Source organism: Halodesulfovibrio oceani subsp. galateae, from assembly GCF_055397225.1.
This window is the reverse complement of sequence record NZ_AP042453.1, coordinates 1,961,676-1,976,515: the sequence shown is the minus strand read 5'-3', so window position 1 is coordinate 1,976,515 and position 14,840 is coordinate 1,961,676. Positions and strand designations below refer to the sequence as shown.

Sequence of the window (14,840 nt, the reverse complement as noted above, 5' to 3'; positions counted from 1 at the left end):
ACCTTTTTTAAACCAAAAAAATATGCTACAGATTGGAGAGTGTCTTTACTATCCTGAACTAAGGGGCGCGGCTATGCAGCATGTACAGACAATCTGGCTGACTGGTGCCACAAGCGGTATTGGGGAAGCTTTAGTGTCACGGTGTCTTGCAGGTGGAAAACGTGTGGCCATCACTGCCCGTAATGTGCAGAAACTTTCTGACATGGCCAATAGGCTTAATGCTGGGGATCAGCTCGTGCTTGTTCCGGCAGATGTCAGTAACGAAGAGGAACTTCGGCAGGCGTACGAACGCGTTCGCGAGATAATGGGAGTACCTGATCTGGTCATGGCCAACGCCGGTACGCATCTTAATATGCCCGCCAGTAAAATTACACTGGAAAAATGTCGTCACCTCTTTGAGGTGAATCTTTATGGAAGCGTGGCAACGTTGCTCGTGGCCTTACCGGATATGTTGGAGCGCGGTAGCGGGCATCTGGTGGGAGTCGGCTCCCTGTCTTCTTACCGCGGCCTCCCTTTGGCCGCTGCGTACGGGGCAACCAAATCCGGACTGAATAATTTTTTGCAGAGTCTCAGGTTTGATGTGGAAACTTACGGTTTGACGGTTACCGCTGTAAATCCGGGATTCGTAAAAACTCCGCTTACAGATTTGAATGCGTACCCGATGCCGTTTATTATAAGTTCAGAGCGGGCAGCAGAGTATATCTGGAAAGGGCTGGCAAAGAAAAAGATGGAGATTCATTTTCCGCCGATCTTTTCATGGTCCTGCAAGCTGTTGCGAATTTTGCCTTACCCTGTGTATCACGCGCTGGTGCGGCGCATAACCGGAAGTCGGAACAGGAGAGGATGATGAGTAAACTTCTTTTACCGTTATGCGCCATGATGCTTGCAGGGTGCTCAAATATCCCTGCCAAGGACAACGCCGCTGGGGGGCATCCTTTTGTGCTGGAAGAGTTTTTTGTTGGAGAATTGGGAGCCCATGGTGTGATTCTTGGCCGTGGGGGGAAGGTTCGTCGTTCATTTAACGCTATTATGCGTGGTGAATGGCATGAAGAAGAAGGCGTTTTGAAAGGCGTGCTTACAGAAGAATTTGTTTTTGACGACGGTGAGGTGCTTAAGCGGCGTTGGGAGTTTATCCGTGTGGGTGAAGGTCGTTTTGAGGGCACCGCATCAGATGTGGAGGGGCTGGCAACGTTGGAAGTATCCGGCAATGCCCTGCGTATGGACTATGCACTGATGGTACCCGTGCGAGACAGGTCTCTCACTGTACAGGTGGAGGACTGGTTGTGGCGTATGGAGCCTGATGTTGTGGTGAATAAAAGTACCATGCGCAAGTGGGGCTTTCGAATTGGTGAGATAATTACTACCATTGTTCGTAAGCCCGCGGTCAGTCAGTAAGCCTTGAGTACTGAAAGACAAGCAGGAAGAAGCTTTTTCATTGATTGAAAGGTAATGTGAATTATGAAGTGAAGATAAAGGTGACTTCATTAGTTGATCTTGAGTTTTTTGAAGATCACTTCTCTTCTTGCTTGGCCTCATGTGCTTTTAGGTTCTTCAGGCTGATGTAACGCAGTGCCTCTTCATGTGTGGCTTCAAGGATAACAGGTGGTGCCACCTTGGCTTTACGTGCTTCTTCCCAGCGCAGGGCACATAAACACCAGCGATCACCCGGCACAAGGCCAGGAAAGTCCATATCACGTGATGGGCTGATGAGATCATTCCCTCGTGAAAGGCTGAATTCCAGAAACTCCTGTGTGACAATTGAGCAGATTGCGTGGCAACCACTGTCCTGCGGTTCGGTATCGCATGAACCACGACGGAAGAAGCCTGTCATAGGTCGCATGCAGCATGTCATCAGCGATCCACCGAGAACATTTTTAGCAGTGCTAATTTTCTGTTCGTCGTCTTTTGTCTCTTCTATGATTACCAGTCCGCGAAAACCATCCACCATCAGTTGATCACCAGTCTGGATGTGTGAGGTGACGTCTGGAATACCTGTAACACAGGGAATGCCATATTCTCTAGCAATAATGGCTCCATGCACCAGCATACCACCCCGTCGTTCTACTATGGCAGCTGCCATAGGAACTACAAAGGTCATATTAGGATCCAATGCGTTGCATATTAAAATTTCCCCTTTCTGAAAGGTAAACAGGTCTTCCGGAGTGCTTACCACCCGTGCTTGGCCAAACGCAATTCCCATGGCCGCCGCCCATCCGCTGAAGCGTTGTTTATGCCTTTCAGTGCTATCCTGATCATTCCATGCAAGGCCTTTCGGGGTGTGTTGTTTGGCTTCTGGCTTGTCGTCGTTTTTCGGGTGGATGCCACAGGCTTTGGCATGCTCTAACGCTTCATTATAACGAGCTTGAATTTTCCCAAGGTACAAGTTGTCATCATCACGCAGGCGGTATCCCACGCGGGCAAGGTTTAATACAGAGACTGCAAAGTCTCGCTTTTTTGGCGGAAAAGCATTCAAAAATGAACGTTCCAATGTTTTGGCTCGTTGTAATGGCGCTGGATGAGGAGAATCCGGAGTGTCTTTTAGAGTTAGGCGGATAATGCCCCACGGGCCTTCGTTGCACCATGATGTGTTGCATGACAGGTCACCAAATCGCTCCATAAACTCATTGAGAAGACTCGAATAGGGGCCGTCTTCCGGTAGTATATTGTTGCGAAGATTTTTTGCCAGTTGGTCGTCCTTTTTGATTAACTGGGCAAGATCTTCAATCATGGCGTTTCTGTCCAACGCCAAGAGGTGCTGCCCCGAAAGCAGCGTAGTGAATTCAAAGGGGTCTTCGGGGGCGATTGTGTCGTTGTAGAGCATACCGAACTGCCGCACTGTGTGAGCAAAAGGGATGAGCTTATGCCAGTATACATCGCGCCAATGGGTTAACAGGTCGTTGCGGCGGGCAAGCTCTTTTTCCAATTCCCCGCAGGACAGGACATTCAAATCGATACTTTTCATGGCATCGCTGTCTGCTGTCATACCGGGAAGGATTTCCGTTTCTATATGTTCACGAAGATCTTCCAAGTTTTTGTGGCTTCTGGTGAGACTAAGATACCATGGTCGCTTGTCGTCAGCATCCCAGCCGTGGGCGTCTGATTCAGCAAAGGTAGTGATGGGACGGGACTGCAGAACGGTAATACCCTGATCAGTGGCAGTCCATTCAATGTCTTGCGGGTTGCCAAAAAATTGCTCTAAACGGGAGCCGAGGTGGTAGAGTTCATCAATCAAGTAATCAGAAAGAACTACCTTTAGTTCGTTTCCCTCTTGTCTTTTGCGCAGCAGTTGCTTCCCGTTGTCCCTTCCAAGAAATAGTCTTTCTGTATCTCTACTGTCATCCACGACTTCGCTGGCCGGTCCGTGTACGGCCTCTACAGTCATACGTGATTCGTCTGTTGGGTCTTTAGTAAAGAGCACGCCGGAGGTATGTCCCGGTACCATTGCTTGCAGAATAATTCCCATAGCAGAGCTCTTGGCATTAAGCCCCATTTCCTGCCTATAAAGTACTGCCCGATCAGTCCAGAGAGATGCCCAGACCTGCTGTACGGCTTTTAATATAGCCTCGTCACCGGACACATCCAGCACGGAGTCATGAACTCCGGCGTGAGAGAAGCCTGAGTCTTCATGCAGAGCGCAGGAGCGGACGGCTAGCGGTACTGAACCAAGATTATTGTGTATAGTTGCTAAAAGCGGCTTGGCAATTTCTGTGGGGATAGGGTGGCGCAGGAAGCTGTTGCGTAAGGCCAATGACGCATCCCAGATTTCTTCCCAGCGTAGGATTTTGACATCTGCTTTTGCCAGTGCGTGTATGTGGTCTGTCAGCTTGTGCCGTTCCACAAAGTATGTGTAGGCCGCAGGGGGTAAAAAGAGGGTGGGAGGCACTGTAAAACCGGCACGGGCAAGTTTTTGCAAATTGACAATTTTTCCACCGGAGTCGGAGGGGACATCCTTTTCGCCATGAGGGGCTACCAGTATTGGAGTAATTGTTGTGGGCGCGGATGACTGTGACATAGGCTCTCGTAGGGTTTGAGTGAAAAGTCTCGAGTTACCTGAGATTGCAGTACCTATTGGCTAGGCAGTCTCATAGTCATCGTAGCACATCGTCAGATAATCTGAATGATCTTTGTTTTATTAGTAGGGAGAGGGCGTGTTGCTTCGTTTTTTGGATGCTGTGACAGGTTGTTCACGTGGTGAGTAGATGTTTCTAGGTGAGGTGGGGATGACTCAAATGTGTACCCACAAGTTCGTAGTGGAATTAGTAAACATCAGAACGGAAAGTCAGGGTATGGACTTTTTAGTCAAATTATCGAAAGGAATGTTTTGGAAGGACTTGAAGGGGCATGAGTAATAAAAAAAGGGTTTCAGAAGATTTTGAAATCTACTGAAACCCTTTAAAAATACCTCATGGTGGAGGCGGCGTCCATCGAACTGTAGAGTTAACATGTTGATTTTTATATTTTAAAGTTTTGAGTTGTAAGATGTGCCCCCAAAATGTGCCCCCAAATGGGGTGGGTTGTAATGAAATTGCATGGTGGCACAGGGAGTTTTTCGGCTCAAAAAAAGCCTGTATGGAAGATCATACAGGCTTTTCTCTTTTGTGCAGGCAATGTGTTTCTTGGCGTTACTTTACCAGTTGGCGAACTGCGTTTTCTACTTCTTCTTTTACCCAGAAAGCGCTGCGTCCTAGTTTTCTGGGTTCTGGAAATTTTCCTGCTTTTACATAACGCCAAAGTGTTGTCTTGCTGACTGGGAGAATTTCTTGAACCTGAGAGAGCTTTAACAGTTGGATGCTGTATTCCGACGAAGTTTGTGGAGTTGAGTGTGCATGCATTTGCGTCTCCTTAGTCTATTTGTGTGGATAAGAGTAAGCCCCGCCTATCTTCCATCAGCGGGGCTTGTTTAGGAGTTGGCACAGATTGTTTTGTCTATGTCTTACTTGAGTTTAGAGTAGGGATTCGATCCCTATATGTCAATAGGGTTTTAGGGAGAAAATCCCGTTAAGACTATTTCACGAGTGAAATGGAACTCCCTAGACGTTTCAATTTCTTTGGTTGACGCGCGTAAAGCCGCAGAGTATCGGCGTAGAATGAGCGTAGAACAAAAAAAACATATTTTGGCGGGGACATGCATGAAAGAACTCGATGCAATCAGTGAGATTTATAAAGCTATCTCGGCAGTGCGTTTTTGCGCAACCAATGCACCGCTAGGCATGGGGGATATTTTGTTTGATCAATGCGAACGGTTGGAGGTTGCTTTAACAGCAATTGAACAGCAGGAAGCAGCTTCTTTAGCACAAGAGAAGCGCCGGTAGTAAACACGATAATAAAGAAAAAGCTCGAACCGTAATGGTTCGAGCTTTTTCTATTTCTGGTTAAATTCTTTTTCGACGTGCCAGAGCAGGGTGGGCAGATCTGTGCCCAGGACTTGCGCTATTTGGTAAGCTTCATGGATTGCAATCTTTCGGGGTTTCTTCTTTCCTTCCACTCCACGAACACTCCTCCATAGTCTCCCTCCATCTGGTGGACCGAATGCGCGTCTGCCAAATTCGTTATGTGAAATACCTATTTCATCTATTTTTTCACACACCACATCCACAAATTTCTTCTCAAAAGCCATGCTATTCTTCATTCCTTCTTTGTATGGGAATTTTTTCCCTAAGAAAAGTATAAAAAAGTCCCTTGACTAAAACGGGAAAAAATCCCTAACTTAAGCCGCATGAAAACACTAGCTTATGAAAAAAACATCGAGCGGCTTAAGGCAAGGTTTAGAACTTTCTCAAATGTGGCTCGCTACATGCGGATGGATATTCGCCATTTCCGCTACCAGCGACGCACTCCTAACAAGTTTGGGATGCATCGGGTTTCGCAGGCCATAAAGATACTGCGTCTTCGCACACTGCTTAACGTGCTTTGCGAAGAATACGGCATTACCCGCAAAACAATGGCTGAAGCCATGCGTAAAGCAGATGCCCGCATTATGTCCGGCAAGTCCTAACTACGGGCTTAGTCTAGGTTCTTTCACATTTTTCACACAGTTTTATGTCTTACTCTTAGGAGAAATATTATGAACGCTACTTACCCAGACGGCTCTATGGTTAGAGATAACAACTACGCACTGCATAACATTGGACCGGAGGACGCTTTTAAGCTTGCGCTCGAGCGCTCCGGAATGACTTGGCAAAAACTTTCAAAAGCAATGGGTTGGGCAGAGTCTCACACCAAGCGTGTGTTTAGCCTGGAACGTTACTTTCCTACTTATGAAGACCTGCCGAAGTTTTGCAGCACAGTCGGCAATATGGTGATCATCAACTGGTTGCAGGTTCAGGCTATGCAGTACGGCATGGAGCACAAGCATGGTGATGTAGATTGCCAGAGCCTAGTTTTTAGAATCGGCAAACTTTTTGGAGAAACAAGCGACGTTGGACAAGAGGCACAAATCGCAGTTGCCGACGGCGTGCTGGAGCCGAAAGAGTTACGTCGTATTATCGGAGAATTGAACGATGTAGTGAACACCTCGCTAGATATGATCGCAGATTTGCGTGAGCTCGAGCGAAAGCTAAAAACGGAGCCGTAAAGCTTATGACGGGTGTACCTCCTACTCAAAAATACAATGTAAGCGCGGATGTTATTGTCCGCGCCTTACTGGCTGATGCTCGGTTTAATCTTCAGATTAAGGGCGGCTACCTGCGTGGCGGCCCTTGTCCTGAATGTGGAAAGAATGAACTGTTTACTAGTACAGAAAAGCCTTGGATTTTAAAATGCAGCCGAGAAAATAGATGCGGGTGGGAAGAAAACACCATCGAGCTGCTTCCGGATCTGTTTGCTGACTTTGCCAAGAAATATAAACCAACAGAAGAAGAACCTAACCGTACTGCGGATGCCTACCTAGGGCTGCAGCGCGGGTTTGATCTTTCCAAGATTCGTGGCTGGTACGAACAGGAAGCTTTTCAGGATAGATCGAACGGGCGGATGTATTCTACAATTCGTTTCTATTTGGACGAGGCAAAACGCACTTACTGGCAGCGATTAATAGACCCAGATGAGGGCGTGAAAAAAGCGCGCTTCCAAGGCTCCTATAAAGGTCAGGTGTGGACGCATCCGAACTTTACGCTTGAAGAGGGTGAGCGCTGCATGGTTGTGGAAGGAATTTTCCACGCCATTGCGTTGCATCATAAAGATATTAAAGCTGCAGCTGCACTTTCCTGCGTTAATTTTCCCGATGCTTTTATTGAACAGCATAAGGGAAAACGCATTCGCTGGACGATTGCCCTGGATGGAGACAAGGCCGGAAAAAAATACGCTAAAGCGCACATGAAAAAGCTGCACGCAATGGGCGAAAAGTGCGAGGTGTTGCTGCTTCCGGAAGGGCAGGATTGGGATGATCTCTACCGTGCTGGGAAAATAACAAAACGATTTATAGATTACTGCCTGTACAATGGCAGGTTGTTTTTGTCTGAAACGGTGAACGAAAAAGCATACCACTATTATGCACGGAAACGCAGCCGGCGGTTCATTCTGGATTTCGACAACATGCTGTTTAGCATTAAGGTTGATGCCAAACTGGACAAAGAACTTTACGCCATTGCGGCCAACACCGAAGACGATGGCGACGAAAACAAAGACGACATAGCACTGTTTGAACTGGCGTTGCTTTCACCCAGAGGCAAAGACTTGTTCTACAGTTTTTGTGATGTGGATAAAGCCTGCAGCGTTGTGCCTGAGTTTTTGTACATGGAATACGATGAAGTGATGGATGAACAGTTTTATGTGTTTAAAGTGCGCTACGGCAACGGCTCTAAAGAAAAGATAATCTCCCTTGAAGGGACGAGTATTTCCAGCCCTGATGCCTTCCATAAAAAATTACTCAGCAAAACCAACGGCGGCACCTTTTACGGTGACTCCCGCTGTCTTAAGATTTTGTGCGAGCGCTGGCTGGATGATGATATGCTTACTGTCTCTTCCATACCGTTTGTGGGTTACCATAAACAGGTGGGGGCATACGTGTACCAGAACCACGCCTACAGCAACGGTAAAGAAATACCGCTTAACGATCACGGCTATTTTCAGCTTGGTAAGCAGGGCATTAAAACAAGTCTCTCCGGTGTAAGTGTAAATACCAGTGGCAGCTTTTCTCCGGATTGGCTGGAGAACTACGTAAAGGTGTTTAACTGGCAGGGACTGGCCTTGCTTGCGTACTGGCTAGGCACTCTTTTCGCGCAGCAGATCCGCGCGGAGCAGAAGACTTTTCCTTTTTTAGAATTCACCGGCGAGCCTGGTGCAGGTAAATCTACCGCACTTGAGTTTTGTTGGAAGCTTGTGGGCCGCGACGACTACGAAGGCTTCGACATTATGAAAGCTTCTATGGCGGGACGCAGACGCGCGTTTAACCAGTTATCCAACCTCCCTGTTGTTCTTATTGAATCAGACCGCGACGGCGGAGATAGGGACGCAAAAGCACGGCAGCTTAACTGGGACGAGCTTAAAGCATTCTACAACGGTCGTAGTACCGGCACGCTTGGCATAGCAAAGCGCGGTAACGATGTTGAAGAGCACCAGTTTCAAGCATCATTAGTAATAAGCCAGAACGCAGAAGTGGACGGCAGCGAGGCGCTGCTGCAGCGCATAGTGCACTGCCATGTGGATAAGCGACACCATAAGGCCGGAACAAGAGATTTAGCCCGATGGTTTGAGAGACAGACCTCCGACACAGTCGGCGGTTTTTTGCGTACCGCCCTGCAGAACGAACAGAAGATTTTGAAGACTTATTTTGAAGCCTTCGCCCGCCTAGAACAACAATACACATCAACAGACTTAAAGTTAGAGCGTGTGGTTAAGAACCATGCGCAAATTGCTGCCTGCGGCTACGCACTGGCAGAGCTATTCCCTGCCATGACGCAGGAACGTTGCCAGAAGCTTACCCAGTATCTCTATGAACGGGCAACAGACAGGGAAGACCGCCTTGCTGCAGATCATCCAATTGTTGACCAGTTCTGGGAGACTTACGGCTATTTGAATGAGGAACGCTTAACCAGCAGCAAGGATGGCTGGTTAAACCACTCTCATGCACCAGAGTTGATTGCTATCAACTTAAACCAGTTTAGAGACCTGTGTTTAGGTAACAGACAGGAAGTACCGGACATAAGTGTACTGAAAAAGCTGCTGCCTCATGGCAAGCGACATGAACTGGTGAAAAAGAATGCCTCAGTAAAGAGTAGACACACAAGTAAAGCAATACGTTGTTGGGTCTTTAAGGCCTAAATAGAGCGCGTATAGGGTTATATACGCGCGCATATGTGTACGCGTGAGAGAGATAAAATTTTTGGAAAGCCCCCCTCTGGGTAACAAGTGACTGAAGTAACCCAAAAAATTTTATCAGCGTAACCATTTAAAATAACAAAAGAAAAATTGATAAAAATGATGAGTAAAAAAGGGACCAAGAAGGGACTGAAAAGGGACCAGTCACTTTTAATTGGTTACTTTTTAAGAGAAAAAGTAGTTTTTGTAACTAGCTGATTTTTATGATGATTACTTTTTTGGTCTCTTCTGGTCCCTTCTCAGTCCCTTTTGAGTTTCTTTTGATGTCTGTTGATAAAGTAAGAAAAAACAGATGGTTAATCTAAAAAGGGAAGGCCGGTTACTTCGGTCACTTAAGTGGAAAAAACCGGTACCCCTAGCAAAAAAAGGAGATGAAAATGGAAACGTTGACAGCAGAAACAGTTGAACCGTTGTTGCTTGATTTAGTGAGCAGGAAATGGGGTGAGTTTATTGGCAGAAAATTGTCTAAACAGGATGTGGTGGATATGCTGCATCAAGTGGATCTTGCGCATGGAAGAGCCAAAAGTGACGAACCCGAACATTGGGTTATGGAGTGGTTTTGGAGCAAGGTGGATGAAATAGGCTTAGCTAAGCTGAACCATTCTCCAAACCCAGCCCGTATTGCTATCCATTTAATGAAGTTTCGCGAAGCATGTTGGCTTAATGGCTTTGGTGATCCACCTGTTGCTACCTTGAAACAGTGGATTCACACCTCAAAGCGCTATCCTTATTTGGGCAGTAATGTAGGAGTGCAAAGTAGAATACACGGCAGAAATATTCGCTGCATGATTTTTAGTATTCCGGGGGTGAAGGCAGGAGAAGCGATTGATAGAGAACAAGCGCTGTTGGATAAGTTTTGGGATGAATTAGAGTGCGTTCTGCAAGAGCCAAATGTTAACCATTCTCATAAGCCGTATGAAGTAGCACTTAATATGCCTTTAATTAAAAAATGGTGGCTTGATTATGACCATACAGAACAAGAATACAAAGATTTGCTAAGGCTTCTTGAAGTTTCGACAACAAGATATTCCTTGGTTGAAAAAGGAAGAACCGTAAAGAGCAGATGGTTGAAAAAAGCAACACGCTGCTGGTTATTCAAGCCTGAGCCTTCGTTTGACTAGAGATTAGAAAGTCCCTCCCCAAATATTCTGGGGAGGGACTTTAATTTGTACAAAACATCTCTTCCCGTTTCCTAACATTTCAATTTGTTTAGCAATCGTGTAAGGGGAATTCAAGTGGTGTGAAGACTAACTTACAATTTTCATTAATTCTTTTTTCACATCACTCAAGGGAGTGGATGTGAAAAAAGAGGAAGTTTATAGCTTTGTACTCAATCACTATAGAAAAATTGCGAAGTGGCTCTTTCTATTAATAGGAGGAGCGTTTTTGGGCTTAGCTTGGGCGGACAAGGGCGATTCTGTTTCGAATATGATGCTTGTTTTGTTAACGGCTGTTGCAGTTGGGCTTAATATTGAGGCACTACGTGAAGCGCGGCGAGTTAGGGCTTGGGAAGCGAATAAGGACTTACTGCTTGGGCTTAAGAAAGAGCTCGTTCAAGTTCATAAAATTTATGAGCAGCAGCTTGAAGTAGAAGAGTATCAAGAATATTTGAGCGGCGCTCAATCGCAGGATGACCAAGAGCCCGAAATGGAAAAGCCAGAGGACGTTGCTGATTGGAGTCCTGTTGTTAAGCTAAACGATAGGCTAAATGGTGTGCTTTTTGTGTTTGCAGAGGTGTTACCAGCTGAAGTGGTTAATAGTGCACGAAAGTATGTTGAAGATTCAAAAGAGCTTGATAGAGATGTTGATGATGGGGCTTTTTATGGATGCCAACTCTACGACGAGGCTTTAAAACAGATATGTGATTTAGAGAAAGAGATATCGCTTTTGATACGAAAGCTATCTGGTGTAGATGCATTGAAGCTTTAAGCTAAATTACTAATTCCTTCCCCCGATCTCTTGATGAGGTTGGGGGACTTTTTTTGTTTCCGACTAGTTTGGTTATCTACTTAGAATAGCTTAACATACGTTTCTCGTAGTGCTATGAGGTTTCAGCTAATCTTATACGGGAGGTAGTGTGAGCAAATTACGATTTGATGGTTCCGCTTATAAGAATGGGAAAAATAAATGCACTACTTGTACGTATGGCATTCGTTCAAACGAATTTCGAAATTATTTAGAGCAGTGCAAGTTTTTGCCACCGACTGTGCATGTGGCTTTTTCTGATTCTGACATCGAATGTACAGTCACACTTAATACCTCTTTTTGGTATCATTGCCCTGAGTTGAAAGACGAAAAAATTAAAGAGTACCTAGGAAAAGCTGATTTTTTGAAATGGAAGAAAGGCTTTCCGCCCAAGTTTTATATTTATCCAACTAATTTTGGCTGCATAATTGAAAAGCAGTAAAGAGAGAGATTAATGTTTCGTCGTCCCCCTAAGTTTGTAGCTACACCTGATGCGCCTTTTGAAAACGATAAACTTGGTCGTGAATGCTCTATCTGCAACTTAACTACATTGATGAGAGGCACAGATACGCCAATGGTGATGACTGTTAGTGCTCCTTGGGGGAGTGGTAAAAGTTCATTTGTACAGATGTGGAAGGCATATCTGGAGAGCGAGAAGGGTGGAAAGCATCCTTGCATTATGTTTGATGCTTGGAAGCATGACTTTCACAAAGAGCCGTTACTGGCTGCTATGGGGGAGATTGGAGCTTTTATTAAAACTCATGAAGCTGCTTACCCAGAAGCCCGATCTTTTTTCGAGAAGTGTTTAAAGCACGCACCTAAGCTACTTAAAGCTGTTGGTGGTGTAGCTTCTCTTTTGTCTTTTGTTCATCCCGCTGTTGGTATTGTAGGTAAAGGCGCTGAAACTGCTGAGAAGGCAATAAAAAATGTTAATAATTATGTATTTGAAGAGTATTCATTACAGAAAGATAGTGTCGAAGAGTTTAAGCAAGAGTTAGCAAATTTTATTCAGCTTATTACTAATGACGGTGAAACTGGGCCTCTTTATTTCTTCGTAGATGAACTTGATCGCTGTGATCCTGAATATGCAATTAGGCTTCTTGAGAGCATAAAACACTTTTTTGATGTGGATGGAATTGTTTTTGTTCTCTCTGTTGATCGTAAGAAGCTTGGTTCTATGGTGCGTGTGCGTTATGGTGAGGGCTTTGATGCAGATGGATATTTGAAACGATTCGTCGACGTTGATTATGAGATTCCGGAACCTCACCGCAAAAAATTGATCGACTATTTATGTGATGATGTTCACCTATTGGCGAATTATCCAATAGGTAAAAACAATCGCCTTACTTTACTTAAAGAAATGGCCTTGTCTTTAGCTGATGATTTTAAAATGAGAGCTCGGGATATAGAAAAAATATTTTGTAAGATTTCTCCTCTATTAACAAAAAACTTTTCTTTGAGTGATTCAAATGCCTTTATGTTTGACCCTCAAATAAAAGCTGGGTTTCAAGTTGTAAACTGGCATAATGGCAAGTTTGGCTACTGCGTCGACTCATATGTTTCAGTGGATGAGGTAGATAACTTTTTTCAACCACTTATTGTGCTTGCCTTTTTGAAGGAAGTTTCTCGCAAGCACTACGATAATATAGACGATGCGTATGAAGTTAGCACCTCGCCATCCGAGTTTTCAAAATCAAGCCCTAAGTCTGATTACATAGAGTTAATTAAAATTTTGAGATCGGCTTCAGCAAGTCAGTTTGGTATTAATGATGACTTGAAGAAGATGTTGAATGGTTTTCCTGACACACTTCAGGGCAAGGCGTTATTGATAGGCTTCTTAGTTGGCGGTGATCCAGACTTTTGGCCTAATAAAGAAAAAGAGATTCGTTCCCAACTTGATAATCTCGATAACATCACATTTTTAAGTGCAGAAGACGGCTCTGAAGATACAAGCGCAGCGTAGGTATAATAGAACAGTAATCACCTAGAGCAACTATACTTTTTAAAATTTAACGTGGAGTTGAGATGGACTTTTCTGGTTTGCTAACTTTTCTAGGTCTTATGGTTGCTGCTTATTCGGTTATGCCTGAAAAGCAGAGAGTCATAATGGTGTTAGAGCTTAATTGGCTTGATAAGATTATTGTTGGGCTTGGTGGCAGTACAATTGTTTATATAGTGTATCAACCGGTTATTCATGCAATTGGCATTGACCCATTTCCATTTCCATTTTTTTTGGGATTTAACTCAGAGCTTGTCATTGTTAGTTGCATAATCTTTCTTTCATTATATGCCTACTCAAAACAGAGGAAATGGTATTTAGCAACCTCATTTTATTCGGATCTTTTCAGTAGGTCTAAAAAACTATTCCAGTCAGGACAGTGGACACTGCTGATTGAGTTATATGCACACTACTTACCTGAAATTTTGGAAAAAGCAGATTGGAAATATCAAGCTTTCCATCCTGGAGCTCAAAAGAAGGTTACGATACTAGAGAAAATTAAGCGAAGGGTTAACTCATGGCGATTTCGAAACGGCTCTCCTGAAGGGATAGTTCTAGATATGCTTTCAGAAACTCTAGTGTCTAAGCCTTTTATTGAAGAGCTAGTTAAAAAAAGTCCTGTAATGGCTGCAAAGCTTTTAGAACCAGACTATCGAGGTAATAGAGGGTATGCGTTTGTTTTTTTTGAGTCACTATTAAAAGACAATAATAGTGTTCTTTACAGGGAGCTATCTGACTGTGGAGGAAGTCCTTCAGTTTATTCTCCAAAGTTGCCTGATAGCTGCGAGGTCCTAAATAGTTTTTTGAATGATACTGAAGTCGCTAAGCGCCTTAATGTCTTTAAGCCCGTTGGCGATTTTGTGATTAACGAGTTGCGTAGATTGAAAAAAGAACCTTTTGATTTTTTTGATAAGCGTGAAAATGATGTAGATGAAGATGAACTATGGGAAAGCCCTATCTATGCAGGAATGCAGTTTTTTAAAGTTATGGTTTCAAGAGCGCTTTTGACGGGACAGAAATACCATATGTGGCTCCCCTATAATGCTCTGTTTTTGAAGAGGTTGGTCGCTCTTCAAAATGAAAATGAATGGCACGATCTGTCTATTTGCTCAGCTTTAACGCAAGAGTGTTTTTCGATCTCTGAGGATTGGCTAAGAATACTATGGGATCAGCACACTAACACATATTTTGCTAGTTTCATGGAATGGGGAGCAATAGGGTATACAGCTGCTATTTGGCATGGGTATATGCTGCGAGATTATGTTTTATCTGAAAATATTTCGTTTGAAGAAAAAGCAGCACAGTTCAATTGGATGCTTAGAGAGCAGAGAGGGGCTAGTCCCGACGGAGCAACGGCGGCAGTGCTACGAAAAGTTGTTGAAGCAATTTTTGAGTCATCTGAAAATAGAGAGGCTGTCTTCTACGCGGTAAAAAAAACTTACGCAGTTATGGATCATGCTCTAAAATCAGAAAGCGAAGTGCTAGGTGCTAAGTTAAGAGAACTAGATGCTGAGGTCTGATTTTATTTTACTGTCAGTGACTGTTTACAAAGAATTACATC

At 44.4% G+C, this 14,840-nt stretch carries 14 protein-coding genes; 11 read left to right on the top strand and 3 right to left on the bottom strand.

From position 1 onward, the window contains the following. Window positions 1-73 precede the first annotated feature (73 nt). Together ACZ5V1_RS08815 and ACZ5V1_RS08810 are read left to right on the top strand one after the other, a co-directional pair. A complete protein-coding gene (locus ACZ5V1_RS08815; RefSeq protein WP_464391539.1) occupies window positions 74-847 on the top strand; it encodes an SDR family NAD(P)-dependent oxidoreductase in 774 nt (257 codons plus the stop codon). Then, complete coding sequence (locus tag ACZ5V1_RS08810; protein WP_464391538.1) at window positions 847-1,395, top strand: DUF3833 family protein; 549 nt, start codon at window positions 847-849, stop codon at window positions 1,393-1,395. Before ACZ5V1_RS08815 ends, ACZ5V1_RS08810 begins: the two co-directional genes overlap by 1 nt. Before the next feature lie 115 nt (window positions 1,396-1,510). On the opposite strand, the gene ACZ5V1_RS08805 is transcribed toward ACZ5V1_RS08810, so the two are convergent. Both ACZ5V1_RS08805 and ACZ5V1_RS08800 read right to left on the bottom strand, forming a co-directional pair. Continuing rightward, window positions 1,511-4,012, bottom strand: coding sequence for a DUF2237 family protein (locus ACZ5V1_RS08805; RefSeq protein ID WP_464391537.1), 2,502 nt, complete (start codon window positions 4,010-4,012; stop codon window positions 1,511-1,513). Between the two features lie 610 nt (window positions 4,013-4,622). Next, a complete protein-coding gene (locus ACZ5V1_RS08800; RefSeq protein WP_464391536.1) occupies window positions 4,623-4,832 on the bottom strand; it encodes a helix-turn-helix transcriptional regulator in 210 nt (69 codons plus the stop codon). A 297-nt stretch (window positions 4,833-5,129) separates the two neighbouring features. Between ACZ5V1_RS08800 and ACZ5V1_RS08795 the strand changes: the two genes are divergently transcribed. Next, window positions 5,130-5,312, top strand: a complete 183-nt coding sequence (locus tag ACZ5V1_RS08795; protein WP_160715929.1) for a hypothetical protein — start codon at window positions 5,130-5,132, stop codon at window positions 5,310-5,312. 50 nt (window positions 5,313-5,362) lie between these two features. Here ACZ5V1_RS08795 and ACZ5V1_RS08790 read toward each other — a convergent pair whose 3' ends face one another. Further along, the gene (locus tag ACZ5V1_RS08790) at window positions 5,363-5,617 is read right to left on the bottom strand and encodes a hypothetical protein (RefSeq protein ID WP_216846926.1); all 255 of its coding nucleotides are present in this window, start codon (window positions 5,615-5,617) and stop codon (window positions 5,363-5,365) included. 177 nt (window positions 5,618-5,794) lie between these two features. On the opposite strand from ACZ5V1_RS08790, the gene ACZ5V1_RS08785 reads away from it, so the two are divergent. From ACZ5V1_RS08785 to ACZ5V1_RS08750, 8 genes are all read left to right on the top strand, one after another. Further along, window positions 5,795-5,995: a hypothetical protein gene (locus ACZ5V1_RS08785; RefSeq protein WP_216846925.1), complete on the top strand. Its 201-nt coding sequence runs from the start codon at window positions 5,795-5,797 to the stop codon at window positions 5,993-5,995. 69 nt (window positions 5,996-6,064) lie between these two features. Continuing rightward, complete coding sequence (locus tag ACZ5V1_RS08780) at window positions 6,065-6,574, top strand: phage regulatory CII family protein (protein ID WP_160715923.1); 510 nt, start codon at window positions 6,065-6,067, stop codon at window positions 6,572-6,574. A 5-nt stretch (window positions 6,575-6,579) separates the two neighbouring features. Continuing rightward, window positions 6,580-9,258, top strand: a complete 2,679-nt coding sequence (locus ACZ5V1_RS08775; RefSeq protein ID WP_464391535.1) for a toprim domain-containing protein — start codon at window positions 6,580-6,582, stop codon at window positions 9,256-9,258. Window positions 9,259-9,692: 434 nt separating this feature from the next. Beyond that, window positions 9,693-10,436, top strand: a complete 744-nt coding sequence (locus ACZ5V1_RS08770; protein ID WP_464391534.1) for a hypothetical protein — start codon at window positions 9,693-9,695, stop codon at window positions 10,434-10,436. 178 nt (window positions 10,437-10,614) lie between these two features. Continuing rightward, window positions 10,615-11,244 carry a hypothetical protein gene (locus tag ACZ5V1_RS08765; RefSeq protein WP_464391533.1) on the top strand — a complete coding sequence of 210 codons (630 nt, stop codon included), beginning with the start codon at window positions 10,615-10,617 and terminating at the stop codon, window positions 11,242-11,244. A gap of 148 nt (window positions 11,245-11,392) precedes the next feature. Then, complete coding sequence (locus ACZ5V1_RS08760; RefSeq protein ID WP_464391532.1) at window positions 11,393-11,722, top strand: hypothetical protein; 330 nt, start codon at window positions 11,393-11,395, stop codon at window positions 11,720-11,722. A 12-nt stretch (window positions 11,723-11,734) separates the two neighbouring features. After that, window positions 11,735-13,243, top strand: coding sequence for a KAP family P-loop NTPase fold protein (locus ACZ5V1_RS08755; RefSeq protein WP_464391531.1), 1,509 nt, complete (start codon window positions 11,735-11,737; stop codon window positions 13,241-13,243). Window positions 13,244-13,305: 62 nt separating this feature from the next. After that, the gene (locus ACZ5V1_RS08750; RefSeq protein ID WP_464391530.1) at window positions 13,306-14,799 is read left to right on the top strand and encodes a hypothetical protein; all 1,494 of its coding nucleotides are present in this window, start codon (window positions 13,306-13,308) and stop codon (window positions 14,797-14,799) included. Window positions 14,800-14,840: the final 41 nt, after the last annotated feature.